This window comes from Kribbella sp. CA-294648, from assembly GCF_050943845.1.
Lineage (GTDB): Bacteria > Actinomycetota > Actinomycetes > Propionibacteriales > Kribbellaceae > Kribbella.
This window is the reverse complement of record NZ_CP191981.1, coordinates 5,433,090-5,456,160: the sequence shown is the minus strand read 5'-3', so window position 1 is coordinate 5,456,160 and position 23,071 is coordinate 5,433,090. Positions and strand designations below refer to the sequence as shown.

Annotated in this window: 19 protein-coding genes; 14 read left to right on the top strand and 5 right to left on the bottom strand. The window is 68.8% G+C overall.

The features are described 5' to 3' along the window. The first annotated feature begins 12 nt into the window (after positions 1–12). From ACQPYM_RS25775 to ACQPYM_RS25765, 3 genes are all read left to right on the top strand, one after another. A complete protein-coding gene (locus ACQPYM_RS25775) occupies positions 13–1,047 on the top strand; it encodes a DUF2330 domain-containing protein (protein ID WP_433004848.1) in 1,035 nt (344 codons plus the stop codon). Positions 1,048–1,115: 68 nt separating this feature from the next. After that, on the top strand, positions 1,116–1,835 hold the full coding sequence (locus ACQPYM_RS25770) for a prepilin peptidase (protein WP_433004845.1): 720 nt from the start codon (positions 1,116–1,118) through the stop codon (positions 1,833–1,835). Between the two features lie 69 nt (positions 1,836–1,904). After that, complete coding sequence (locus ACQPYM_RS25765; protein WP_433004842.1) at positions 1,905–3,527, top strand: FAD-binding protein; 1,623 nt, start codon at positions 1,905–1,907, stop codon at positions 3,525–3,527. A 69-nt stretch (positions 3,528–3,596) separates the two neighbouring features. Here ACQPYM_RS25765 and ACQPYM_RS25760 read toward each other — a convergent pair whose 3' ends face one another. Continuing rightward, positions 3,597–4,712 (bottom strand): ADP-ribosylglycohydrolase family protein, encoded by a 1,116-nt coding sequence (locus tag ACQPYM_RS25760; RefSeq protein WP_433004839.1) that lies wholly within the window; start codon positions 4,710–4,712, stop codon positions 3,597–3,599. Between the two features lie 166 nt (positions 4,713–4,878). On the opposite strand from ACQPYM_RS25760, the gene aroC reads away from it, so the two are divergent. From aroC to aroB, 3 genes are read left to right on the top strand one after another with little or no spacing between them, the layout of a single operon-like run. Then, on the top strand, positions 4,879–6,084 hold the full coding sequence (gene aroC, locus ACQPYM_RS25755; protein ID WP_433004836.1) for a chorismate synthase: 1,206 nt from the start codon (positions 4,879–4,881) through the stop codon (positions 6,082–6,084). Beyond that, the gene (locus tag ACQPYM_RS25750; protein WP_433004834.1) at positions 6,081–6,584 is read left to right on the top strand and encodes a shikimate kinase; all 504 of its coding nucleotides are present in this window, start codon (positions 6,081–6,083) and stop codon (positions 6,582–6,584) included. The genes aroC and ACQPYM_RS25750 overlap by 4 nt, the downstream gene beginning before the upstream one ends. Continuing rightward, on the top strand, positions 6,581–7,687 hold the full coding sequence (gene aroB, locus ACQPYM_RS25745; RefSeq protein ID WP_433004831.1) for a 3-dehydroquinate synthase: 1,107 nt from the start codon (positions 6,581–6,583) through the stop codon (positions 7,685–7,687). Before ACQPYM_RS25750 ends, aroB begins: the two co-directional genes overlap by 4 nt. 8 nt (positions 7,688–7,695) lie before the next feature. Here aroB and ACQPYM_RS25740 read toward each other — a convergent pair whose 3' ends face one another. Next, positions 7,696–8,679, bottom strand: a complete 984-nt coding sequence (locus ACQPYM_RS25740; protein WP_433004829.1) for a hypothetical protein — start codon at positions 8,677–8,679, stop codon at positions 7,696–7,698. Continuing rightward, positions 8,676–9,323 carry an RNA polymerase sigma factor gene (locus ACQPYM_RS25735; RefSeq protein WP_433004826.1) on the bottom strand — a complete coding sequence of 216 codons (648 nt, stop codon included), beginning with the start codon at positions 9,321–9,323 and terminating at the stop codon, positions 8,676–8,678. Before ACQPYM_RS25735 ends, ACQPYM_RS25740 begins: the two co-directional genes overlap by 4 nt. Before the next feature lie 48 nt (positions 9,324–9,371). On the opposite strand from ACQPYM_RS25735, the gene aroQ reads away from it, so the two are divergent. Together aroQ and ACQPYM_RS25725 are read left to right on the top strand one after the other, a co-directional pair. Next, positions 9,372–9,821, top strand: a complete 450-nt coding sequence (aroQ, locus tag ACQPYM_RS25730) for a type II 3-dehydroquinate dehydratase (protein ID WP_433004823.1) — start codon at positions 9,372–9,374, stop codon at positions 9,819–9,821. 119 nt (positions 9,822–9,940) lie between these two features. Then, positions 9,941–10,324, top strand: a complete 384-nt coding sequence (locus ACQPYM_RS25725) for a LuxR C-terminal-related transcriptional regulator (RefSeq protein WP_433004820.1) — start codon at positions 9,941–9,943, stop codon at positions 10,322–10,324. On the opposite strand, the gene ACQPYM_RS25720 is transcribed toward ACQPYM_RS25725, so the two are convergent. Further along, on the bottom strand, positions 10,321–11,664 hold the full coding sequence (locus ACQPYM_RS25720) for a Gfo/Idh/MocA family protein (protein ID WP_433004817.1): 1,344 nt from the start codon (positions 11,662–11,664) through the stop codon (positions 10,321–10,323). The genes ACQPYM_RS25725 and ACQPYM_RS25720 overlap by 4 nt on opposite strands. Positions 11,665–11,756: 92 nt before the next feature. Here ACQPYM_RS25720 and ACQPYM_RS25715 point away from each other — a divergent pair, with 92 nt between their 5' ends. The 3 genes from ACQPYM_RS25715 to ACQPYM_RS25705 all read left to right on the top strand — a co-directional run bounded on the left by ACQPYM_RS25715 (position 11,757) and on the right by ACQPYM_RS25705 (position 14,670). Continuing rightward, positions 11,757–12,704, top strand: coding sequence for a carbohydrate ABC transporter permease (locus tag ACQPYM_RS25715; protein ID WP_433004814.1), 948 nt, complete (start codon positions 11,757–11,759; stop codon positions 12,702–12,704). Beyond that, positions 12,701–13,561, top strand: a complete 861-nt coding sequence (locus ACQPYM_RS25710; protein ID WP_433004811.1) for a carbohydrate ABC transporter permease — start codon at positions 12,701–12,703, stop codon at positions 13,559–13,561. Before ACQPYM_RS25715 ends, ACQPYM_RS25710 begins: the two co-directional genes overlap by 4 nt. A gap of 383 nt (positions 13,562–13,944) precedes the next feature. Then, positions 13,945–14,670, top strand: a complete 726-nt coding sequence (locus ACQPYM_RS25705; RefSeq protein ID WP_433004808.1) for a dienelactone hydrolase family protein — start codon at positions 13,945–13,947, stop codon at positions 14,668–14,670. 8 nt (positions 14,671–14,678) lie between these two features. Here ACQPYM_RS25705 and ACQPYM_RS25700 read toward each other — a convergent pair whose 3' ends face one another. Beyond that, positions 14,679–16,016: an ABC transporter substrate-binding protein gene (locus tag ACQPYM_RS25700; RefSeq protein WP_433004805.1), complete on the bottom strand. Its 1,338-nt coding sequence runs from the start codon at positions 16,014–16,016 to the stop codon at positions 14,679–14,681. Positions 16,017–16,119: 103 nt separating this feature from the next. On the opposite strand from ACQPYM_RS25700, the gene ACQPYM_RS25695 reads away from it, so the two are divergent. The 3 genes from ACQPYM_RS25695 (at position 16,120) to ACQPYM_RS25685 (ending at position 23,071) form a co-directional block, all read left to right on the top strand. After that, positions 16,120–17,706, top strand: coding sequence for a glycoside hydrolase family 43 protein (locus tag ACQPYM_RS25695; RefSeq protein WP_433004802.1), 1,587 nt, complete (start codon positions 16,120–16,122; stop codon positions 17,704–17,706). Further along, the gene (locus ACQPYM_RS25690) at positions 17,707–19,668 is read left to right on the top strand and encodes a DUF6807 family protein (RefSeq protein ID WP_433004799.1); all 1,962 of its coding nucleotides are present in this window, start codon (positions 17,707–17,709) and stop codon (positions 19,666–19,668) included. It begins immediately after the preceding gene. Positions 19,669–19,783: 115 nt separating this feature from the next. Next, complete coding sequence (locus ACQPYM_RS25685; protein WP_433004796.1) at positions 19,784–23,071, top strand: pectinesterase family protein; 3,288 nt, start codon at positions 19,784–19,786, stop codon at positions 23,069–23,071.

Sequence of the window (23,071 nt, the reverse complement as noted above, 5' to 3'; positions counted from 1 at the left end):
TAGCCTTCGGCCATGAAGCTGTGGCGGTTGGTCGCTGGTGTGCTGGTGTTCGTCTTCGTGAGTGCGGGCATCTCACCTGCCTGGGCCTGTGCCTGCGGCGGCTATCTGCCGGACAAGGAGTCCCGGGCCCGGGTGTACGGCGAGAACGCACTGGTCCGCTACGACAACGGCCAGGAGGAGATCGTGTTGTCGATGTCCGTCCAGGGCCAGTCGCAGAAGGCGGCCTGGATCATGCCGGTGCCGGCCGCGGCGAAGGTCCAGCTAGGCGACGAGACGCTGTTCTGGCGGTTGCAGTCGATGACCCGGCCGAAGGTCGTGACCCGCAAGACCTATTGGCCGTTCCGCGATGTCGGTTTCGGCGGCCGGGGCGACGGTGCCGGTGCTCCCACGGCAGGCGCCGGCGTCAACGTGCGCGAGCAGATGCGGCTCGGGCCGTTCGAGGTCGCGCGGCTGGGTGGCTCGAGTGCGACAGCGGTGACCGGCTGGCTGCGCACCAACGGGTACGTCGTACCGGACAGTCTGGCCGGCAACCTGACGCCGTACCTGACCGAGAAGTGGGAGATCGTCGCGGTCAAGCTCGCGCCGAAGGACGACGGCACTCCGATGACCGGCTCGACCCCGCCGCTGCGGCTGACCTTCGCCTCGCCGCGGATCGTCTACCCGATGCGGTTGAGCAAAGGCGCGACGACCGCCCAGACGGTGACCGTGTACGTCGTGGCGCCGTACCGGGTCGACACCTCGAAGCTGCCCGACCCGGCGGTCAAACCCGAGCTCCTGTACGCCGGCCGGGTCGGGAACGAGAGCCAGCCGCAACTGGCCGGGCCGAAGTCGTTCCTGACCGCGTACTCGGCGACGTACGACGAGCCGGGCCGGATCACCGGCGACTTCGAGTTCACCCAGGCCGCCACCGACGACGAGTTCCAGCGGGTCACCTACGTGACCGTGAACGAAGGCCGCTGGACCACGCTCGCGGTGGTCTTCACCGGTCTGCTGCTGCTCGGCATCATCGCCGCGCTGATCGCCCGCCGCGTCGTGAAGACTTCCTGACAGGTTCGTCCACAGGCCGGCCCGACCAGGAAGCCGTGCGGTGGTCCGATCGTCTAGGCTCCTGGATCGTGCCGGGTGACAACGCAGTGCTCGCCGCAGGGGCCGGGGTGGTGCTCTGCGGACCAGTCGCGTTCGCGCTCGGTCCCTGGCTGATGCGCCGGATTCCCGAGCCCGTGCTGGAAGAGGGCGACACCAAGACCCCGTACGCCGAGCTCGCGGGGCAAGGCGTCGCCACCAGGGCGGCGTACTGGTGTGGCGGCCTGGCTGCTGTGGCCGGCGGGTTGCTCGGCTGGACGTTGGGGACTTCGGCAGGGCTGGCCGCTTGGTTGATCCTCGCCGTCGTCGGGTCTGTCCTCGGCTACATCGACATGCGGACGAGATACCTGCCGTCGGCGATCATCTGGCCGTCGTACGCGATCGTCGGCCTCGCTCTGGTGGCCGGCGCCTCGGTGTCGGGGGAGTGGGGATCGCTGCGCCGGGCGGCGATCGCGGGTGTGATCGGCTTCGGGGCGTTCTACCTGCTCTGGTACGTGTTTCCCCGCGGGGTCGGCTTCGGCGACGTCCGGCTGTCCGGGCTGCTCAGCATCGCGCTGGGCTGGCTCGGCTGGGGCGAACTGATTCTCGGCCTGTACGGCGGGTTCTTCCTCGGCGCGGTGATCGGGGTCGCGCTGACCGCGGCGAAGGTGCTCAAACGCAAGCAGTTGTTCCCGTTCGGGCCGTTCATGCTGGTCGGCGCGCTGATCGGCGTACTGGCAGGTCAGCCGCTGGAGAACCTGTACCTCGGCTGATCGGGGGACTTCGGTAGTCCGTCTCCAGGGTGATGCCGCAGGGGCAACCGCTTACCTAGGGTTCTGGCCATGTCACCAGTCAGCCGAAGGGGCCTGCTGTCCGGAGGAATCGCCGCCGGAGCCGCCCTCAGCATTCCCGCCGCCACCGCCACTGCGTCCACTGCCTCTGCGTCCACTGCCGCTGCCACCGCAGGGGGAGTCAGCAGCGCCAAGATCCGTCCGACCGATGCCCGCTACCAGGATCTGGTGCAGCGCGGCACCAACCGTCGCTTCGTCGCCCAGCCGGACTACGTACGAGTGATCCGCTCCGCCGACGATGCCGTCCAGGCCGTCCAGGAGGCGGTGCGCACCAACAAGCGGATCGCCGTCCGTGGTGGCGGGCACTGTTTCGAGGACTTCGTCGACCACAGCGAGGTCGAGGTGCTGCTCGACATGTCGCAGTACGACGAAGTCAGCTTCGACGAGCGCTACAACGCCTTCTCCATCGGCGCCGGCGCGACGCTCGAGACCGTCTACAAGGCACTCTTCTACGGCTGGGGCGTCACCGTTCCCGGCGGCGGCTGCCTCGGTGTCGGCGTCGGCGGCCACTTCAGCGGTGGCGGGTACGGCCCGCTGTCGCGCAAGTACGGGTCGGTCGTCGACCACCTGTACGGCGTGGAGGTGGTGGTCGTGGACGCGAAGGGCCGGGCCCGCTCCGTGGTCGCCACCATGGACAACCAGTACAAGGACCTGTGGTGGGCCCACACCGGCGGTGGTGGCGGCAACTTCGGCGTGATCGTCCGGTACCTGATGCGCACGGCCGGTGCGCGCGGCACCGACCCCTCACGTTTGTTGCCCAAGGCACCTGCTTCGCTGCTGTCCAGCATCCTGATCTACGACTGGAAGACGATCACCTCCGACGGCTTCGTCCGGACGCTGCGCAACTGGTTCGACTTCTTCGAGCGGAACAACACCGCCGACTCGCCGTACGCGACGCTCTACAGCCCCTTCATCCTGACGACGGCCGCCGCGGGCAGCTTCCTGCTCTCCACCCAGCTGGACGCGTCGGTGCCGAACGCGGCCGGCCTGCTGAAGGCGTTCAACGCCGCGATGCTCGAGGGGGTGAGCCCGGCGCCGCAGGTGATCGACGTCCCGGAGGGCCCGTTCCTGCACCTGACCATGCAGCGCTCGATCGCCGAGGACATCGCGCCGAAGCGGAGCAAGTTCAAGGCGGGCTACCTGCGCAAGGGCTACACCGACGCGCAGCTGAAGCTGCTCTACGACAACCTCAGCGACCCGAAGTCGGTCGCCGCACCCGGCTCGTCGGTCCTGTTCATCCCATACGGCGGGAAGGTGAACACCGTGCCGCCCGCCGCGACGGCGACCGTGCAGCGCGACGTGATGGCGAAGATGGTGCTCACTGCGACCTGGGACGATCCGGGCCAGGACGAGGTACAGATCGGCTGGGCGCGGAAGCTGTACGAGGACCTGTACGCCGCGACCGGCGGGGTGCCGGTGCCGAACGAGACCAACGCCGGGTCCTACATCAACTACCCGGACGTGGATCTGGCCGATCCGCGCTACAACAAGTCCGGCGTGCCGTGGAGTGAGCTGTATTACCAAGGCAACTACGCCCGGCTGCAGCGGGTGAAAGCGACCTGGGACCCGCGTAATGTGTTCCGGCACAAGCTTTCGATCGAGCCGGCCGGGTAGCCGGCCACGTACTGGCCGGGACGCCGGGCCTGATCCTCGGGGGACGGGCTGGGCGTCCCGGCTTGCTGTTCACCAGCCCGGGTAGCGGTCGCGCCACGCGGTGTGCGGGCCGTAGTCGCCGTGCAGCCGGTGAGCCTGGGTGAACTCCAGAGCGAGGTCGTCGGCGAGTTGCAGGATCGCGCCGCGGCCTTCGACGCCGAAGACCAGCTCTGCGGGGAGGGCGGTCTCTCCGTGGCGTACGCCGAGGATGTTGCCGCAGATCGCTCCGGTGGAGTCGCTGTCACCTGAGTGGGTGACCGCAAGCGCGAGGGCGTCGAGGAACTGGTCGGGCTCGGGATACTTCAGTGCGCAGTACACGCCGATGGCCAGTGCCTCCTCGGCGATCCAGCCGCCGCCGAGTAGTTCGACCGTGACCGGCCCGGCGCCGAGGTCGCCCGCAGCCAGCTCACGTGCGGCAGCGAGCGCAGTACTGGTCTCTTCATGGCCTGGTTTGGTTGCCAGGAGGGCTTGTGTCGAGTCGAGGGCGGTTTCGAGCTCAGCGCCCTGGTTGAGCTCGTAGACGATCGCGGCGAGGGCGCCCGAGGCGAGCTTGCCGGTGACGTGGCCGTGCGTGTAGCCGGCGGCCTCTGCAGCCGAGTCGAAGACCCACTCCACGTTCCTGCTGGGCAGCAGGCCGAACGGGGCGACCCGCATCACGCCGCCGCATCCCTTGGAGTCGTTGGCGGCCTGGGCACCGAATTGCGGGATGCTGTTGCCGCCCTTGCGCGCATCGGTCAACGCCGACAGACATGTGTTGCCGGGAGCGCGCCGGGCATACAGCCACTGCTCCGCCTGCAACCACCCGTCGCGCTCGCCACTGGGCGCCGGCAGCAACTGCGTGTCCAGCCACCGGTCGTAGGCATGATGCACGACCGCCACGGTGAACCCGATCCCACGATCGGTCCGTACGCCGGCCCGGATCAGCCCTTCGACGGTGAACAACGTCATCTGGGTGTCGTCGGTGACCGTTCCGGCAGGCCACCCGGGGCCACCGGCAACGAACTCCCGGACGCCATCGGGGTGCGCGGCAACGATCGTCCGCCCGTCGTTGAACTCCACCGGTCCACCCAGCGCGTCGCCGATCGCCCCACCCAGCAGGCATCCCCGCACCCGCGACCGGTACGCCTCCTGAGCTGTCCGCGTCATTGGTCTCTCCACGCGTCGACTTTAGTCGGGGTAGCGCCAGCACCATCCCAAGTACGGTCTCAAAGCCAGTTCGCCTCGCTGCCGCAGTACCGCTTGCTAGTGCGCCAGGAGCCCGCCAGCCGAGACCACCGAAGGCGGGCCGGTGGCGGCGTGGGAGGATTGCGGCATGCTGCGCTGGCTCACCGCCGGCGAGTCGCACGGACAAGCGCTCGTCGCCGTACTCGAAGGTCTCCCCGCAGGCGTCCAGGTCACCACGGATGATGTGGCCGACGCCCTGGCTCGTCGTCGTCTCGGCTATGGCCGCGGCGCCCGGATGAAGTTCGAGCGGGACGAGGTGACGTTTCTCGGCGGCTTCCGGCACGGGCTCTCGCTCGGCAGCCCGGTCGCCATCCAGGTCGGCAACACCGAGTGGCCCAAGTGGCAGCAGGTGATGGCTGCTGACCCGGTCGACCCCGCAGTACTGGCCGATCTGGCCCGGAACGCGCCGCTGACCCGGCCGCGTCCCGGCCACGCCGACCTCGCGGGGATGCAGAAGTACGGCTTCGACGAGGCCCGTCCGGTGCTGGAGCGAGCGAGTGCGCGGGAGACCGCGGCGCGAGTGGCGCTCGGTGAGGTCGCGGCCCGGTTCCTGAAGCAGGTGTACGGCGTGACGATCGTCAGTCACGTCGTCGAGCTCGGCACGGTCAAGGCGCCGTACGGCGTGATCCCGTCGGCCGCGGACGTCGCCCGGCTGGACGAGGACCCGGTGCGCTGCCTGGACCCGAACGCGAGCAAGCAGATGGTGGCCGAGATCGACCAGGCGCAGAAGGCCGGTGACACTCTCGGCGGCGTCGTCGAGGTGATCGTCGACGGCCTGCCGCCGGGCCTCGGCAGCTACGTGCACTGGGACCGCCGGCTGGACTCCAAGCTGGCCGGTGCTCTGATGGGCATCCAGGCGATCAAGGGTGTGGAGCTCGGCGACGGCTTCGAGCTGGCCCGGACGCCGGGGTCGAAGGCGCACGACGAGATCGTCGCGGACAACGGTGAGGTACGCCGGACCAGCGGTCGCTCGGGTGGCACCGAGGGCGGGATGAGCACCGGCGAGACGTTGCGGGTCCGCGCGGCGATGAAGCCGATCGCGACCGTCCCGCGGGCGTTGCGGACGATCGACACCCAGACGGGTGAGGCCGCGGCCGCGCATCACCAGCGCTCCGACGTGTGCGCCGTACCGGCCGCGGGGATCGTCGCCGAGGCGATGGTCGCGCTGGTGCTCGCCGACGTGTCGATCGAGAAGTTCGGCGGCGACTCGGTGGCGGAGACGGCCCGCAACCACCAGTCCTACCTGGCGAACCTGCCCAGCACGATCACCCCGCGCGAGTGGGGCACCGAGTGACCGGGCCCGTTGTCGTCCTGGTGGGGCCGCCGGGTTCGGGGAAGTCGACGGTCGCGAAACTGCTGGCGGCGAAGCTCGGCAAGACCCACCGCGACACCGACACCGATATCGAGCAGCAGGCCGGCAAGCCGATCTCCGACATCTTCGTCGACTCCGGTGAGCCCGCCTTCCGCGCGCTCGAGCGGGCCGCGATCGTCGCGGCGCTCTCGGCCGACGACATCCTGCTCTCGCTCGGCGGCGGCGCGATCCTCGATCCGGACACCCGCGCCGACCTGGCCGGCCACACCGTGGTCTTCCTCGACGTGTCGGTCGGCGAGGCTGCCAAGCGGGTCGGTCTCGGCGTCGCCCGGCCGCTGCTGCTCGGCAACGTCCGGACCCAGTTGAAGAATCTGATGGACGCCCGCCGGCCGCTGTACGCCGAGGTCGCCAAGCACACGGTGAGCACCGACGGCCGGGCGCCCGAGGAGATCGCCGACGAGATCCTGGAGCAGCTCGCATGACGGACCAGCCCGGCACCCGCCGGATCCCGGTCGCGGCGGCGGCGCCGTACGACGTTGTCATCGGCAACAATCTGCTCGGTGAACTGCCCGGCCTGCTGGGCGAGAGCGTGCGCCGGGTGGCGGTCATCCACCCACGGGCCCTGCGGACCAGCGGTGACGCGATCCGCGACGACCTGACCGCGGACGGCTTCACCGCGCACGCGATCGAGATCCCCGACGCCGAGGAGGCCAAGTCCGCCGAGGTGCTCGCGTACTGCTGGTCGGTGCTCGGCCAGGCCGGCTTCACCCGGTCGGACGCGATCGTCTCGATCGGCGGCGGTACCACCACCGACCTGGCCGGCTTGGTCGCGGCGACCTGGTTGCGGGGCGTCAAGGTGGTGCACATCCCGACCACGCTGCTCGGCATGGTCGACGCGGCCGTCGGCGGCAAGACCGGGATCAACACGGCCGAGGGCAAGAACCTGGTCGGCGCGTTCTGGGAGCCGGCCGGCGTGCTGTGCGACCTCGCCGCGCTGGAAACCCTGCCCCGCAACGACTATGTGAGCGGGCTGGCCGAGGTGGTGAAGTGCGGCTTCATCGCCGATCCGGCCATCCTCGACCTGGTGGAGGCCGACCCCGAGGGCGCGTCGTCACCGGCGTACAAGCACACCGAGGAGCTGATCGCCCGCGCGATCCAGGTCAAGGCCGACTCGGTCGGGGCGGATCTGCGCGAGAAGACCACCACGGCCGGCGGGCGGGTCGGGCGGGAAGCGCTGAACTACGGGCACACGCTCGGGCACGCGATCGAGCGGGTCGAGCGGTACAAGTGGCGGCACGGTGCCGCGATCAGCATCGGGATGGTGTTCGTCGCCGAGCTCGCCCGCGCGGCGAGCAAACTCGACGACGCCACGGCCGACCGGCACCGCGCAGTACTGGAGTCGCTCGGACTGCCGGTCAAGTACCGCGCGGACGCCTGGCCACACTTGCAGGACGCGATGAAGCTGGACAAGAAGACCCGGGCCGACCGCCTCCGCTTCGTCATCCTCGACGCCCTGGCCAGCCCCACCATCCTCGAAGCCCCCGACCCCAGCCTCCTCATCGCCGCCTACGCCGAAGTCAGCTGACCTGCGCTTCAGCGGTTCTTGAAGTCGATTCTGATCGGTGGGTACTTGGGGTCGTCCGTGACGTGGCCGATGTCCACCCGGGTGGTGCCAGGGCTGGGGGTGAGCCCGCCGCCGCCCATCTGGTCCGCGGGAGCGTCGAGCAGTTTGCCGTCGGCGGCCAGGACCTGAGTCTCGATCCGGACCTCGTCGCCGCGCTGGAGCGCCGTCGACTCGTCCCACGAGCGCAGGAAGACGTAGCCGTCCACCGCGTCGCCGACGAACCACGGGCCCGGCTTGCCCTTCACCACGAACCGCTGCCGCATCTTGGCGACCCGCTCGTCCACCCGGTACCAGGCCTCCGTCGCCAACTTGTCCCGCAGCTTGTCGAACTCCACGAAGTACCGGCTGCTACCACTGTCGGTCGGTGCGGCGGGGTGGGTCGCGTCCGTCGGGTTGATCACCGTCTTGGTCTTGCGCGCCTCGACCGGATCGCCGCCGATCAGCCCGGCCTCGAACCCCTGGACGGTCTCGCCGGTGACCGACTTGGCGGTCGGGAAGCCGACACAGCCATAAATCAAGCGTTTCGACTTGTCGAGTACGACCACCGAGTTCTCGGTCTTGCGCGGGTCCGACCACTTCCGCACCTTGAACGCGTGGCTCACCTGACCGACCTGGCCGGGTGGGTGGCCCTCCTGCCGGACGCAGGCCTCGGCCAGCGCGTTCGCCTCGGCCGCACTGAGCGGCCCTGCATTGACCTGTACGTCGGTCGGTTTCGGCTTGGGCTTCGCGGTAGCCGGCTTCGTCGGAGTGGTCCGAGCGGCCGGAGCCGGTACGGGTTCGCCCTCCGGGCCGGAGGTCGCGAAGACGAGACCGCCCGCGACGACCGCGACCGACGCGGCGGCAGCGACCGGGACGAGCCAGGGCCGGCGGTGCCGGGTGTCGTCGGCGAGAACGTGGTCGAGGATGTCCTGCTTGCGGGGGAGCGGTCGCTCCGCCGGGAGTTGCTTGATCATCTGAGGCCCTCCTGGTCACCAAGGTCGAGAAGTCCGGCCAGGCTGGTCCGGGCCCGGGCGAGCCGGGACTTGACCGTGCCTTCGGGGATGCCGAGCACGCGGGCCGCGTCGGCCATCGAGCACTCCGACCAGACGACGAGCTCGACCACCTCGCGCTGCTTGGCCGGGATCCGGTCGAGGATGCGGCGGATGTCGCTCATCGCGCGTTCGTCGTCGATCCGCGCCGCCGCCGCGATCGAGTGGTCGGGGACCGGCCCGGTCGGGTCGATCAGCTCGATCCGGTCCCGCAGCGCCGACTGCCGCCGGAAGGCGCGCAGTACGTTGCCGCACTCGTGCCCGGCCATCACCAGCAGCAGTGGGCGGGCTGTGTCCAGGGTCAGTTGGTCGATCCGGCGAGCCCGCGCCCGTCGCCACAGCGCGAGGAAGGTTGCCTGGACGACGTCTTCGGCGGCCGGCCAGGACGACGTACGGCGGAACGCGAAGTTGTAGACGGCGTCGCTGTGCCGCTGGAAGAGTTCGGTCAGGGCCGACTCGTCACCGGTCCGTAGTTGCTCCCAGAGTTCGCGGTCGCTCCCGGCCAGCTGGACCCGTCTGGCTTCCGTTCCCACCCGCGGCACCCCCAGCGTGGCTGTTCGTGTGCTCATACCCATAAGAGTCCGGCAGTCACGCGGCGGTTCGATTAGGGTGGGGGTGTGACTGATGTTGCTGGTGGGCGGCGGGTGCTGGTGCTGAACGGGCCGAATCTGGGTCGGCTCGGGTCGCGGGAGCCTGATGTGTACGGCGCGACGACGTTCGCCGATCTGGTCGCCGACTGTGAGAAGACCGGTGCCGAGCTCGGGCTGGCCGTCGAGGTGCGGCAGACCGACGACGAGGCGGAGTTGGTCGGCTGGCTGCACGAGGCCGCCGACGCGAAGACACCCGTCGTCCTGAACCCGGCGGCCTTCACCCACTACTCGTACGCCCTCCGCGACGCCTGCGCCCAGCGCACCGCCCCGCTGATCGAGATCCACATCAGCAACCCGGCCGCGCGCGAGGAGTTCCGCCACACCAGCGTCGTCGCGGCCGTCGCCGACGGCACCATCGCCGGCTTCGGCCTGAACTCCTACCGCCTCGCCCTTCGCGCCATCACAACCCTCCCCTAAGCGGGTTTTAAGGCTGGCTGAAGGTTGGCCCGGACCATCGAGGTAGCTGACATTGGGAGGCTGCCGTGGCTGCGTATTCGATGAGTTCGGTCCGACAAGGCTCTGGGGGAGTGGCGTCTGTGGCGCAACAACGCGTACCTGTCTGGGTGAAGGTCGAGATCCGTTCAGGCAAGGCACACACCGCCCCGCCCGTGGTGGCCCACATCGCGGTCGACACGCTGGACGCGAGGGCAGTAGGCCGGATCGTGCAACTGATTCAGAAGGTCGCGGCCGGCGACGGCAGCCCGCGGACGCCACCCTCCCGGTCCCGTTCACCTCTGTCGGACCGGGAGACGCACGTCCTGCGATTGGTTGCTGACGGCAAGGATACCCAGCAGATCGCCCGCGAGCTGTCCTACTCGGAGCGGACCGTGAAGAACGTCCTGCACGACGTGACGACCCGCCTGCAACTCAGGAACCGCTCGCACGCCGTCGCCTACGCCCTCCGCGAAGGCCTGATCTAGTCCTCGACGAGGCCGGCCGGGGCGATCCGTACCGGCGTACCGGTCTCGAGGCTGCGGTTGACGGCTACGCCGACGGCCGCGCTCCTCAGACCGTCGACGTAGCCTGCTTGTCGCCGCAACGGATCCTCACCCGCACCGCGAAAAACATCCCGCAGCATCAGGACGTCGCCACCGCCATGAGCGCCAATCCCCTCGGCGATCGGCACCTCCTGCGCAACCTCCCAATGCTGCTGCACCGTCAGCCGGTGCCCCTGCGGCCGTACGCCGTCCTGCTCGCCCGGGCCGCTCTTGCCCCCAGGACCCAGCAGCCGTGCCGCCTGCGCGCCGCCCGCCACATGACTGCGCTCCACCACCTCGAGCTCAGCCCGCCCGCGCGTGCCGTTGACGCTGACCCGATACCCCTCCCAAGGGCTGTGGGCCGTGAGCGAGTACGCCATGCTCGCCCCACTCCGATACCCGACCAGCACGCTCAACGTGTCCTCGATGCTCACCCCGGGAGCGAACACGTCACGATCCCGGTGGTAGCCGTCCGCGTGCTCGGCCATCAGGAACAGCTGCCGCATCGTGTCGTTCTCGGCCATGTCGAGCCCGTACGGATCGCCGGGCACCGCATCCCGGGCCAGCGAAGGCCGCGACCCACCGGGATGCCCAGCGCCGTCACTTCCGTAGAAGTGCAGGCCTCCGAGCGCGTAAACCGTCGACGGGATGTCATCCAGCCACCAGTTCACCAGATCGAAGTGATGCGCGGCCTTGTGCACGGCCAGCCCACCGGAGTGGCTCTTGTCCCGATGCCACCGCCGGAAGTAATCGGCGCCATGCACGGTGTCCAGCATCCACTCGAAGTTCACGGAAACCACCCGGCCGACAGTGCCGGACGCGATCACCTCTCGCAGCGCGCTGTTGCGGGGCGAGTAGCGATAGTTGAAGGTCAGGATCAGCCGAGCCGACGATTCCCGGGCGGCCGCCTCGATCGCTCGCAACCCGGCGGCGTCGATGGTCAACGGCTTCTCGCAGATCACGTCGACCCCGGCCGCCAAGGCCTGAGTCACCATCGAAGCGTGCGTGTGGTCCGGTGACGTCACCACCAGTACGTCGACGTCCTGCTCGCTGAGCATCCGAGGCAGGTCGGCCGGGTCGTAGTGAGCCGGCGCATGACCCGCGGCCTTGACCTTCTCGTCGTACTGCGTCATCCGTACTTCGTTCGTGTCGCACCAGGCGACCGGCAGTGCGACGTCGGCGTGCTCGCCGAGCATGGCGTCGACGTACATGCCGGCGCGGGAGCCGGTGCCGGCCACCGCGTACCGCCGCCGTTTCGGGCCTGTCATCGGTCGCGCATCCATCGCTGATCTCCTCAGGAACCGGTTTCTGAGCTAGTGTAGCCTGCCATCGCACCGATCAGAGAAACCGGTTCCTGACTGAGACTGGAGACGACATGACCGTGCTCACTCGCGCCGCGCCGCCGGCTGACGCGCCGCCGGCTCGCGCGCCGCGGCAGAAGCGGCGCCGGCCACGGGAGCGGTGGACGCCGTACTTGCTGCTGGCCCCGGCAGGCATCCTGCTCACGGTGTTCCTGGTCTATCCGATCGGCAGCGTCGTCTACTACAGCCTGTACAAGTACAACGTCACCAAGCCCTGGGACAACGGCTTCGTCGGTCTCGACAACTACACGGCGATGCTGCGGGACGACCTGTTCTGGCAGTCCCTGCTCTTCACCGGCCAGTGGGTCGTGGTGGAGGTGTCGCTGCAACTCGTCTTCGGTCTCGCGCTGGCCCTGGTGATCAACGAGACCTTCGTCGGGCGCGCGATCTCCCGGGCGCTGGTGTTCTCGCCGTGGGCCGTCAGCGGCGTCCTGACCACCACCATCTGGCTGCTCATCTACAACCCCACCACCGGTTTCGGCCGCTATCTCGCCGACGCGGGCATCGGGGAGTACGGCACCAGCCTGCTGACCGAGCCCGGTACGGCGTTCTGGGCGGCCGTGCTGGCCGAGCTCTGGCGGGGCGTCCCGTTCTTCGCGATCCTCATCCTCGCCGACCTGCAGTCGATCTCCGGCGACCTGTACGAGGCGGCCGAGGTCGACGGCGCCGGCCGGTTCCGCCGCTTCGTGTCGATCACGCTGCCGCACCTGCGCAACGCGATCATCCTGTCCACCCTGCTGCGGGCGGTGTGGGAGTTCAACAACGTCGACCTGCTCTACACCCTCACCGGCGGCGGCCCGGGCAACTCCACCATGACCCTTCCCCTGTACGTCGCTCGCAAGGCGGTGGACGCCAAGGAGTTCGGTTACGGCTCCGCGCTGACGATGTCCGCGTTCCTGATCCTCGCCGTCTGTTCCGTCACCTACCTCTGGCTCGCCCGGGCCGGGAAGGAGACCCAATGACGACCCTGGCCCGATCCCGCCTGCGCCGGCCGACCGGGAGTGAAGCGGCCCGGCGGGTGCCGCGCTGGGCGATCTACCTACCGCTGGGCGGGTACCTGCTGTTCACGCTGGTGCCGTTCTACTGGATTCTGCTCTTCGCCTTCCGGAAGACGGGTTCCACCGCGCTGGTGCCCTGGCCGCTCACCTTCGAGCACTTCGACACCGTCTGGAACGGCGCCGGGTTCGGCGTGTTCTTCAAGAACTCGGTGGTCATCGCCGTACTGACGGTGCTGCTGACGACGGTGATCGCATTGGCCGGCGGCTACGGCCTTGCCCGGTTCAGTTTCAAGGGCAAGGGTGCCTGCATGGTGCTGATGCTCTGCACCCAGTTCGTACCCGGCGCGATGATGCTGATCCCGCTGTTCGACATCTTCCGGACCACGCACCTGATCAACACGCTGTGGAGCATCGTGGTGGCCGACGCGGTCTTCCACCTGCCGCTGTCGATCATCTTGATGGCGGGCTTCATCCGGAACATCCCGATCGAGCTCGAAGAGGCCTCCTGGGTCGACGGCTGCGGCCGGTTCCGCGGTTTCCGGATGACCGTGCTGCCGCTGCTGCGTCCCGGTGTGGTGGCGATCAGCTCGTTCGCGTTCATCTCGTCGTGGAACAACTTCCTGTTCGCGCTGATGTTCCTCAACTCCCAGGACCAGTTCACGATCCCGGTCGGCCTGAGCTACATGCTCGGTGAGTACAGCGTGGACTTCGGGGCACTCGCGGCCGGCGGTGTGGTCGCCGTCGTACCGGTGGTGCTGGTGTTCGCCTACGTGCAGCGCTTCCTGGTCCAAGGCCTGTCGGCCGGGGCGGTGAAGGGCTGAGTACGCCGCGCCCGTCCGCGATCGGCGGCTACGAGGATTGGCCCGGCGCCTGGCGCGCCGGGCCAGTCCTGTCCGGCGATGCCGTCACCACCGAACTCGCCGAAAAGCTGGGCGTTCTCGCCCCGGCAAAGGCTGAACCGATCGAAGTGGATCGCTGGCACCACGAAGGTCTGGTGACGACAGAGCTGTCGTGGCAGACGGCCTTCGGTCCGCCGACTCGCGGTTGGCTCGTGCGTCCGGACGATGACCGTTCTCTACCAGGCGTGCTGGCTCTGCACTGTCACGCAGGGGTCAAGCATTGCGGGGCTGAACGATTGGTCACGACCCGGTCGCCATCGCCTGGTGCACAGCGACTCCGAGCGGCCTGCTACGAGGAGCAGGCGATGGCGGATCGCTTGGCCCGCGAGGGGTTCGCCGTACTGGCTCATGATGCGTTCGGCTGGGGATCGCGTGGCTTCCGGCTGGACCAGCCGCCCTGGCGGTTGGAGTCGACGCTGGCGGCGTACCGGTCCCACTGGTCGCTGACCGGGCAGGACCCGAGTCCGGACGAGGTGTACGACGTCGCGGCGGCCGAGCATGAGGCGACGGTGGCTAAGTATGCCGGGGTGATGGGTACGTCGTTCGCCGGCGCGGTGGCTCATGACGATCTGACCGCGCTGGAGGTCCTCGCGGCGATGCCCGGTGTGGATCGCGGGCGGCTCGGTGCTGTCGGCTTCTCGGGTGGGGGAGGACGCGCGGTTCACCTGGCCGCGCTTGCTCCGGAGATCTCGGCCAGCGTGGTGGTTTGCATGATGAGCACCTTCGCGGCGATGTTCCCGGCGTACCTCGACGCGCACTCCTGGTTGCTCGCGACCCCTGGGATCGGGCGGGACAAGGAGTGGCCGGAGTACGCGGCCGCCCGCGGACTCCACCACCAGCTCGTCCTGTACGCCGAGGACGACGAACTCTTTCCCCGGCAGGGAATGCAGGATGCGGACGCCCTCTTGCGTCGCCGCTTCGAGGGCGCCCGCGGCTCCTATCGCGGGGTGATGCTTCCCGGCCCGCACCGGTTCGACCGGGCGATGCAGGACCTGGCGGCGGCCTTCCTCACCGACGCGCTCGCCAGGTGACGCATCGGCTACTTGCCGGCGTGCTCGAGGTACTCGGCCTGCGCCTTCTCGAACCGCTCGGCGTACTTGCCCAGGAAGGCTTCCGGGGTCATCTTGGTCTGCAGGACGGACTGGAAGTCGGGTTCCATCTCCGTCTTCAGGATCGAACCCCAGTCCGGCAGGTACGTCGGCAGCTGCAGATACTGCGTCTTCGGGTTCTTGCCGGCCTCGACGATCGCGGTCAGCGGCTGGGCCTTGGTGATCCACTCGGCCTTCTGCGCCTCCAGCGACGCCGGCACCTGGCCGACCGTCTCGGACCAGCTGGAGTTGCCCTGGGTGGACATGAACTCGGCGAACTTCCAGGCCGCGGCCTTGTTCTTGCTCTTGGCAAGGACTCCGAGACCGGACACCGCGGGCGCGGTCGCGGTGATCACCCCGTCCGCGTTGGGGAACGGCTGCACCCCGACCACGTTGCTGCCCAGTGCCTTGAGGTGGTCCTGGTACGAGCCGAGGTTGTGGTGGGTGGCCCAGGCCGAGCCGCCGTCGAAGGCGGCGACGATCTTGGCGTAGTCGTTGGACAGGTCGGCCTTCGCGCTGACCGTGCCGTAAAGCGAGATGTACTTCTTGAAGGCCGCGATGTTCTCCGGCTGGTCCAGCGTCGCCTGGCCGTCCTTGGTGATGAACTCGCCGACCCCGGACATGCCGTACGTCATCGCGAACATCGGCGGCATCGCGCCCGGACCGCCGCGGAAGGCGAAGCCGAACTGGTTCACCTCGGGCTTGGTGAGCGCCTTCGCGGTGGCGAAGAACTCGTCGTAGCTGGTGGGTTCCTTCAGCCCGGCCTTCTTCAACCAGTCGGTCCGGTACCAGATCACGTCGGACAGCGCGCTCAACGGCAGCTTGTACAGCTTCTTGTCGGCGGAGTTCCGGCGCTCGTTCTCGACCATCTTCGGGTCGAGCTTCGCGTCCAGGCCGGCCTCCTTGGCCGCGTCGTCGAGCGGCGCCAGCGCCTTCTGGGCGATCAGGTTGGCGACGTCGTTGCCGATCAGCAGCACATCGGGCACCTGGCCGGTGGCCAGCGCGTTGTTCACCTTCTGCAGGTACGACGAGTTGGGCAGCCCGACGTACTTGACGTCGATGTCGGGATTGGCCTGCTCGAACGCCTTGATCGACTTGTCCCACTCCGCGCTGAGCCGCGGGTTGGCATTGGTGTCCCAGAACTCGATGGTGCCCTTGGGCTCACCCCAGCCCTCGGTCCCGGCGCCCTGCTCCGAGTCGCCGGTGCTGCCCGGGCCGGCGCAGGCGCCGAGCGTCAGGGCCACTGCCGCCGCCACAGCGGCGAGACCGCTGACACGTCGCTGTTCCATGGTCCGCCTTCTCTCTCTCCGTACTAGTCCGGTGAGAAACCGGTTTACGAAGGGCGACCATAACAGCATGGGAACCGGTTTCCCATAGGTTACGATCTGGTTTATGACGCGACAGCTTGCGCCGCAGCGGTACCGCAACCCGGTCCTCGACGCGGACTGGCCGGACCCGGACGTCGTCCGGGTCGGTGCCGACTACTACCTGGTGGCCTCGAGCTTCAATCGGGCTCCTGGGCTGCCGATCCTGCACTCGCGGGATCTGGTCAGCTGGGAGGTCGTCGCGCGGGCGCTGCCGCAGGTGCCGCCGGTCGAGCACTACCGCATTCCGCGGCACGGCAGTGGCGTCTGGGCGCCGAGCCTCCGTCATCACGACGGCCTGTTCCAGTTGGTCTATCCGGATCCGGACCATGGAATCTTCGTCCTGACCGCCGAGGATCCCCGCGGGCCGTGGAGCGAGCCGCGCCTCCTGATCGCGGGCACCGGCCTCATCGACCCCTGCCCGCTGTGGGACGACGACGGCCGCGCGTACCTGGTGTTCGGCTGGGCCCACAGTCGCAGCGGCCTGATGAACCGGCTCAGCGTTGTCGAGGTGACCAAAGAACTCGATGGTGTCCTGACCCAGCCGCGCACGGTCGTCGACGGAGACGAGATCCCCGGCTGCCGGACGCTGGAAGGCCCGAAGTTCTATCGCCACGACGGCTGGTACTGGATCTTCGCCCCGGCGGGAGGAGTCAGTACCGGCTGGCAATCCGTCTTCCGCTCGCGGGACATCTACGGCCCGTACGAGCACCGGGTCGTCCTCGCGCAAGGCAGCACCGAGGTCAACGGGCCTCACCAGGGCGCCTGGGTCGACACACCTGAGGGCGAGCACTGGTTCCTGCACTTCCAGGACCGTGGAGTGTTCGGCCGGGTCGTCCACCTCCAACCGATGACCTGGGACGACGACGGCTGGCCGGTCATCGGCTCAGCAGGAGAGCCAGTCCCGTACTACGCCCGCCCGGCGCAGGCCGCAGTACCGGCTGAGCAGCGCGAGCCGGAGCGCAGCGACGACTTCAAGTCGACCGAGCTGGGACTCCAGTGGCACTGGCAGGCGAATCCGCGGCGCGACTGGCACGCTCTCCCAGGAGACGGCACGCTGCGCCTTCGCCTGATCCCTGATGACCTGGGCGATCTCCGCCGGATCGGTCACGTACTCGGCCAGCCGCTCCCCGGACAACCTTCGGAGTGGGTCACCTCCGTCCGACTCGGCCCAGCGCCTGACGGAGCCAGGGCAGGCGTGGTGGTCCTCGGTACGGCGTACGCGTGGATCGGGCTGATCCAGACGCCAGGCGGACTCCACTTGCTCTGCCGGCGATCCCTCGACGGTCCCGGTGAGCAGACCCTCGCCGGAGCGACCCTGCCGCCTGACCGCGATGAGGTCGAGCTGCGGGTGAAGTGCGATGTCGAAGGGCTGGTGACCTTCGCCTGGCGCCTGCCCGGTGAGGTGGAGTGGCAGAGTATTCCATCGTCGTTCGCGGCCCAGCCGGGACGGTGGATCGGGGCGGATATCGGCCTGTTCGCCGCAGCTCCCCTCGGCACGCCGGGTGGGAACCATGCGGACTGGCCTGCGGCAGGGGACGATACTGCGGCAGAGGGCTACGCCACGTTCCGCGCGGTGGGTGTGGACGTCGGATCAGGGGAGGGCAGGGCCTAGATGGCACGGCAGATCAAGAGCGGCACCACCATCGGCGAGGTCGCCCGGGCGGCGCAGGTCTCGCGTTCCACGGTGTCCCGGGTGATGAACGGCCAGGCCAATGTCGCGCCCGAGATCGCCGCCCGGGTGCACGCAGCGGCGGACCAGCTGCAGTACCGGCCGAGCAAGCTGGCCCGTGGTCTCTCGCTGGGCCGCACCAACACGGTTGCTCTGGTGGTGCCCGACCTGGGCAACCCGATGTTCCAGCAATTGCTGCGCGGGGCCATGGCCGCCGCCGACGAGACCGGCTACCGGATCCTCGTCGCGGAGACAGTGGAGAACCCTGCCCGTGAGGCCGAGGTGGCGCTGGAGGCACGCCTTCGCTGCGACGCAGTGATCCTTGCTGCTCCGAGGATGCCGGAGGAGGAGCTCCTCGCGCTGCTGCCGGACGTGAAGCCGGTAGTACTGCTGAACCGACTGGTCGAGGGAGTCCCTGCCCTGGCGGTCGACTACGCGCACGGGATCGCGCTGCTGGTGGATCACCTGGTGGAGAACGGCCACCGCGACCTGGCGTACGTCGCCGGGCCGCCGAGTGCCGCCTCGCACCACGTCCGCGCGAGAGCTCTGGAGGACGCGCGGGTCCGGCACCCGTTCCTGCGGGTGCGGACCATTGCCGGCGGCTCGACGGTGGATGCCGGCTATCGGGTCGCGGACGAGGTTCTCGACTCTCGGGCCACAGCAGTCCTGGCCTTCAACGATCTGGTGGCTTTCGGGCTGCTCGCCCGGCTGAACGAGACGGGCGTCGCCGTACCGGGGGACATCTCGGTGACCGGCTTCGACGACATAGAGCTGGCGCGGTTCGCCACGCCGTCGCTGACGACCGCGGTGGTGCCGCAGGCGGAGTTCGGCCGGCGGGCCTGGGCGCGGCTGATCGCCACCATCGAGTCGGCCGATGCCGAAGTGGGAGAGGTCGACGTGATCGAGCCGTCGCTGGTGGTGCGGTCGAGTAGCGGCCCGGTACCGCCGGCCCGCCGCTTGGGTGCGCCGTCGTCCGGCACTGCCGGTTTGATCCATCGCAGGCTGGGTGACGGCCTCACCGCCGAGTGGAAGCTCGAAGGCGACAGCGCGGTCTTCGAAGGTCTCGACGTTCCACTGACCCGCTACGTGAGTGGTGCCGCGATGCCTCGCGTCCACAGTCCGCGGCCGCATCTGCATCCCGTTCACTCGCTGTCCGGGACAGCTTTGACCGTGACCAGCCCGGTCGACCACCGTCACCACTACGGGCTCTCCCTGACAGTCGCCGATGTCGACGGTACGACGTACTGGGGTGGCCGGACCTTCCTGCCCGGGCAGGGGCCGACTTTGCTGTCGAACCATGGCCGGCAGATCAGTACGCGGATGACTGTCGAGGGCACGGCGACTCTGCTGGACCGGATCACCTGGGCCGACCAGAACGATCGCCAGCAACTGCTGGAGGAACGCCGGCTGACCGGAGTACTGATCTCTGAGTCGGAGGCCTGGGCGCTGGGATGGCACAGCGGCCTGACCGCGCCGTCCGGTGCGACGATCGCAAGTCCGGCGGTCAACGGCCGTCCGGGCGCCGGGTACGGCGGCATTTTCTGGCGCTTCCCCTTCGGCGATCGCACCGAACTCCTGACCGTGGATGGTGCGGGTGAGTCGGATGCGCACGGTTCGAAGTCGCCGTGGTTGGTGGTCAGCGCCTTGCACGGCGAGGCGTGGACTTCCGTAGTACTGGTTCAGGATGCGCAGGAGCCGCTGCCGTGGTTCGTGCGGTTGTCGGACTACGTGGGTGCCGGTCCTTCACTTGCCTGGGATTCGGCTCGCGTGCTGGCGCCGGGGGAGACCTACGAGACGTCCCTGATCTCGCTGGTCGTCGACCGGCGACTCAGCCGTGCCGACGCCTCGGACCTGGCCGACCTCGCCGTCGCCCGGGTGGACTCCGCTCGCCGGACCCGCTCCTGAAGCTGGCTGAGAAACCGGTCCCTCGCGAGATCTTGCCGTAGGTGTTATCCATCGTTAGCCTCTGAGAAACCGGTTCCCCAGTGTGGGAGCCCTCCGCTCATCAGAAGGGCCAAGGATGTACTTCACATCAGCTGAGCCGACACGTTCCAAACCCCGCCTGTTCCTTGCTGCCTGCGCCGCCGCGTCCCTGGTCGGCGCCTTCTTGGTCGCCGGACCCCAGCCCGCAGCGGCGCAGCCGGCCGACACCACCTCTTCCACCGCGAAGCCGGAGCTCGAACGGCAGAAGCTGGCCCCCGGAGACGGCTGGGCCTCCGCCGACGGCGGTACTTCGGGCGGCGCGGCCGCGGTACCCGGCAAGGTCATCAACGTGGACAACCGCGACGAGCTCGCAGCCGCTGTCCAGGGCAACGAGCCCAAGATCGTCCGGGTGGTCGGCAACATCGACGGCAACCGCCGATCCGACGGCACCGCGATCAGTTGCACCGACTACCAACGCGACGGCTACACCCTGCCGAAGTACCTGGAAGCCTTCGACCCGGCGCACTGGACCGGCCCGGCCTCAGGTCCGCTGGAGCTTGCCCGCAAGGCTTCGGCGGCCGCCCAAGGCCAGCAGGTGAAGATCAGGATCGGCTCGAACACAACGCTCATCGGGGTCGGCAGCCCGAGCCTGACCGGCCTCCAGATCGACGTGGAGGAGGTCAGCAACGTGATCATCCGCAACCTGCGGATCTCCGACGCCTACGACTGCTTCCCGGGCTGGAACGGCGAGACCTGGAAGACGGAGTACGACAACCTGGTGGTGAGCGGTTCGACCCACGTCTGGCTCGACCACCTGACGCTCGACGACGGCAAGACCGTCGACGCGGAACAGCCGTCGTACTTCGGGCAGCGCTTCCTGCGCCACGACGGCCTGCTCGACGTGGTGCGGCAGGCCGATCTGGTGACGATCTCCTGGAGCCGGCTGGTCGGCCACGACAAGTCGATGCTGTGGGGCAACGGCGACGGCGTGGTCGCCGACCGCGGCAAGCTCCGCGTCACTCTGCACCACAACGAGATGGTGGACCTGGTCCAGCGCGCACCCCGCGTCCGGTACGGCCAGGCGCACGTCTACAACAACCTGTACCGGGTGACCGATCCGCAGCACTACGAGTACTCGTGGGGTGCCGGGGTCGAGTCGAGCATCATCGCCCGGCAGAACACCTTCGAACTCGCGCCCGGCGTCGGGGCCGCCGACATCATCTACAACTGGGGCGGCAAGGGCATCGACGCCGCCGGGACCTGGGTGAACGGTGTCGAGACCGACGTGCTCGCCGCCTACAACGCGGCCAACCCCACAACCCCACTGGCCGGCACCGTCACGGGAGTGGCCGGGCCGCACGGCATCATCCAGCCCGCGAAGCTCGCCCGGAAGGCGGTCCAGTCCTGGGCAGGAGCCGGCCGCCTGTACTCCGGAGCCGATCCGACCGACCCCGCCGTAGCGGGCGCAGCTCTCCTCAAGTTGATGCGTGCACCGTCGACGACCTCGGCCGACGGCCCGGTGTGGTCGCCGGTGGCGACGGGGTTCGCCTCGACGGCCGATGCCACACATCCCCGCGGAACGACCGGAGGCACCGGCGGCGAGATCGTGACGGTCACCACCGCCGCCGCATTGGCCAGTGCCGCCGCCCGCCCGGAGCCGCTCACCATCCTGGTCAGGGGAGAGATCGCAGTACAGCCGTGGGGTTCGATGATCAAGGTCGCCGCCAACAAGACGATCGCGGGGATCGGCAGCACGGCCGGTCTGGTCGGTGGCGGTCTGTTCGTCGACCGGGTGGACAACGTCATCATCCGCAACCTGGTGTTCCGCGACTCCTACATCCCGGGCGACTGGGACGGCAAGCGGTCCGACAACGACAACGACGGCATCCGGGTCGACACCTCCAGCCACGTCTGGATCGACCACAACGAGTTCACCCGGCTGGGCGACGGCCTGGTCGACGTCCGCAAGGACTCCACGGCGGTGACCCTGTCCTGGAACGTGTTCCGCGATCACAACAAGGCGGTCGGCGTGGGCTGGACGCCCAACGTCGTCACCACGATCACGCTGCACCACAACTGGATCACCAACACCTACCAGCGCAACGCCAGCATCGACAACGTGGCCGCCGGTCACCTCTACAACAACTACCTCGACGGTATCGGCCAGTACGGCACGATGTCGCGCGGAGCGTCCCAGCTGGTCGTCGAGAACAGCGTGTACGCGAACGCCGAGGACCCCATCGTGGCCAAGGATCCGGACTCGAAGCTGCACTCGCGGGGCAACCGGTTCACCGGCACCCACGGGCGTCGCGACAACACCGGCCCGACCTTCGATCCCACGTCCTTCTACTCCTACCAGGTAGATCCCGTGGACGGCGTGGCCGGGCTGGTGACCGCCCAGGCGGGTCCGACGACCGTCGACGAGGTGGTCGGCGGCAAGATCCGGGTGGCTCTGGACGGTTCGGGTGACACGGCAAGCATCAGCGCCGCGGTCGGAGCGGCCGCTCGCGCGACCCACCCGGTCACCGTGGTTGTGGCCCCAGGCAACTATCGTGAGGCGGTCCGGCTCTGGCCGGACGCGAACGACGTCACCATCAAGGGGGAGACGGGCAAGGCGACGGACGTCGTACTGGAGTACAACCTGCCGGCGGGTGGAGCGAAGTTCTACGGCGGGACCTACGGCGCGAACCTGTCGGCAACCCTCGGCAGTCTGGCCACTGATGTGCGGTTCGCGGACCTGACCATCGCCAACAACTACGACGAGAAGGCGAACGGTCCGAGCCAGGCGCTGGCGCTGCGGACCACGGGAGACCGTACGACGCTCGACAACGTCCGGCTGCTCGGCAACCAGGACACCTATCTCGCCGACTCGCCGAGCAAGCAGCTCATCTCGCGGGTCTACGTCCGTGGGTCCTACATCGAAGGCGACGTGGACTTCATCTACGGCCGGGCGACCGCGGTGTTCGACCGGTCGACGATCCACTCGCTCGACCGCGCCTCGAGGGTCAACGGCTACGTCACTGCCGCCTCGACCCCCGAGAACCGGTTGGGATTCCTGTTCACCGACTGCCGCTTCACCTCCGAGGCGGCGCCGGGCACGGTGTTCCTCGGCCGGCCCTGGCACCCGAGCAGCGACCCCCTGACCGACCCGGCCGTGGTGGTCCGCGACTCCTGGCTCGGCGCCCACATCGGTACGCCGGCCTGGACCGACATGAGCGGCTACTCCTGGCGCGACGCGGAGTTCTTCGAGTACAACAACACCGGCCCGGGAGCCGTGCCCGCCCCCGTCGACGGCCGACCCCACCTCCAGGACGCGCAGGCCGAAGCACACACCCCGGCGACCTACCTGACCGGCACAGACGACTGGAAGCCCTGGCTCAGCTGA

Coding starts and splice junctions, on each gene's coding strand:
- ACQPYM_RS25715 (WP_433004814.1), top strand. CDS start 11,757: ATGACCGTGCTCACTCGCGCCGCGCCGCCGGCTGACGCGCCGCCGGCT.
- aroB (WP_433004831.1), top strand. CDS start 6,581: ATGACGGACCAGCCCGGCACCCGCCGGATCCCGGTCGCGGCGGCGGCG.
- ACQPYM_RS25700 (WP_433004805.1), bottom strand. CDS start 16,016: ATGGAACAGCGACGTGTCAGCGGTCTCGCCGCTGTGGCGGCGGCAGTG.
- ACQPYM_RS25710 (WP_433004811.1), top strand. CDS start 12,701: ATGACGACCCTGGCCCGATCCCGCCTGCGCCGGCCGACCGGGAGTGAA.
- ACQPYM_RS25740 (WP_433004829.1), bottom strand. CDS start 8,679: ATGATCAAGCAACTCCCGGCGGAGCGACCGCTCCCCCGCAAGCAGGAC.
- ACQPYM_RS25775 (WP_433004848.1), top strand. CDS start 13: ATGAAGCTGTGGCGGTTGGTCGCTGGTGTGCTGGTGTTCGTCTTCGTG.
- ACQPYM_RS25765 (WP_433004842.1), top strand. CDS start 1,905: ATGTCACCAGTCAGCCGAAGGGGCCTGCTGTCCGGAGGAATCGCCGCC.
- ACQPYM_RS25720 (WP_433004817.1), bottom strand. CDS start 11,664: ATGGATGCGCGACCGATGACAGGCCCGAAACGGCGGCGGTACGCGGTG.
- aroC (WP_433004836.1), top strand. CDS start 4,879: ATGCTGCGCTGGCTCACCGCCGGCGAGTCGCACGGACAAGCGCTCGTC.
- ACQPYM_RS25705 (WP_433004808.1), top strand. CDS start 13,945: ATGGCGGATCGCTTGGCCCGCGAGGGGTTCGCCGTACTGGCTCATGAT.
- ACQPYM_RS25735 (WP_433004826.1), bottom strand. CDS start 9,323: ATGAGCACACGAACAGCCACGCTGGGGGTGCCGCGGGTGGGAACGGAA.
- ACQPYM_RS25760 (WP_433004839.1), bottom strand. CDS start 4,712: ATGACGCGGACAGCTCAGGAGGCGTACCGGTCGCGGGTGCGGGGATGC.
- ACQPYM_RS25695 (WP_433004802.1), top strand. CDS start 16,120: ATGACGCGACAGCTTGCGCCGCAGCGGTACCGCAACCCGGTCCTCGAC.
- ACQPYM_RS25685 (WP_433004796.1), top strand. CDS start 19,784: ATGTACTTCACATCAGCTGAGCCGACACGTTCCAAACCCCGCCTGTTC.
- ACQPYM_RS25690 (WP_433004799.1), top strand. CDS start 17,707: ATGGCACGGCAGATCAAGAGCGGCACCACCATCGGCGAGGTCGCCCGG.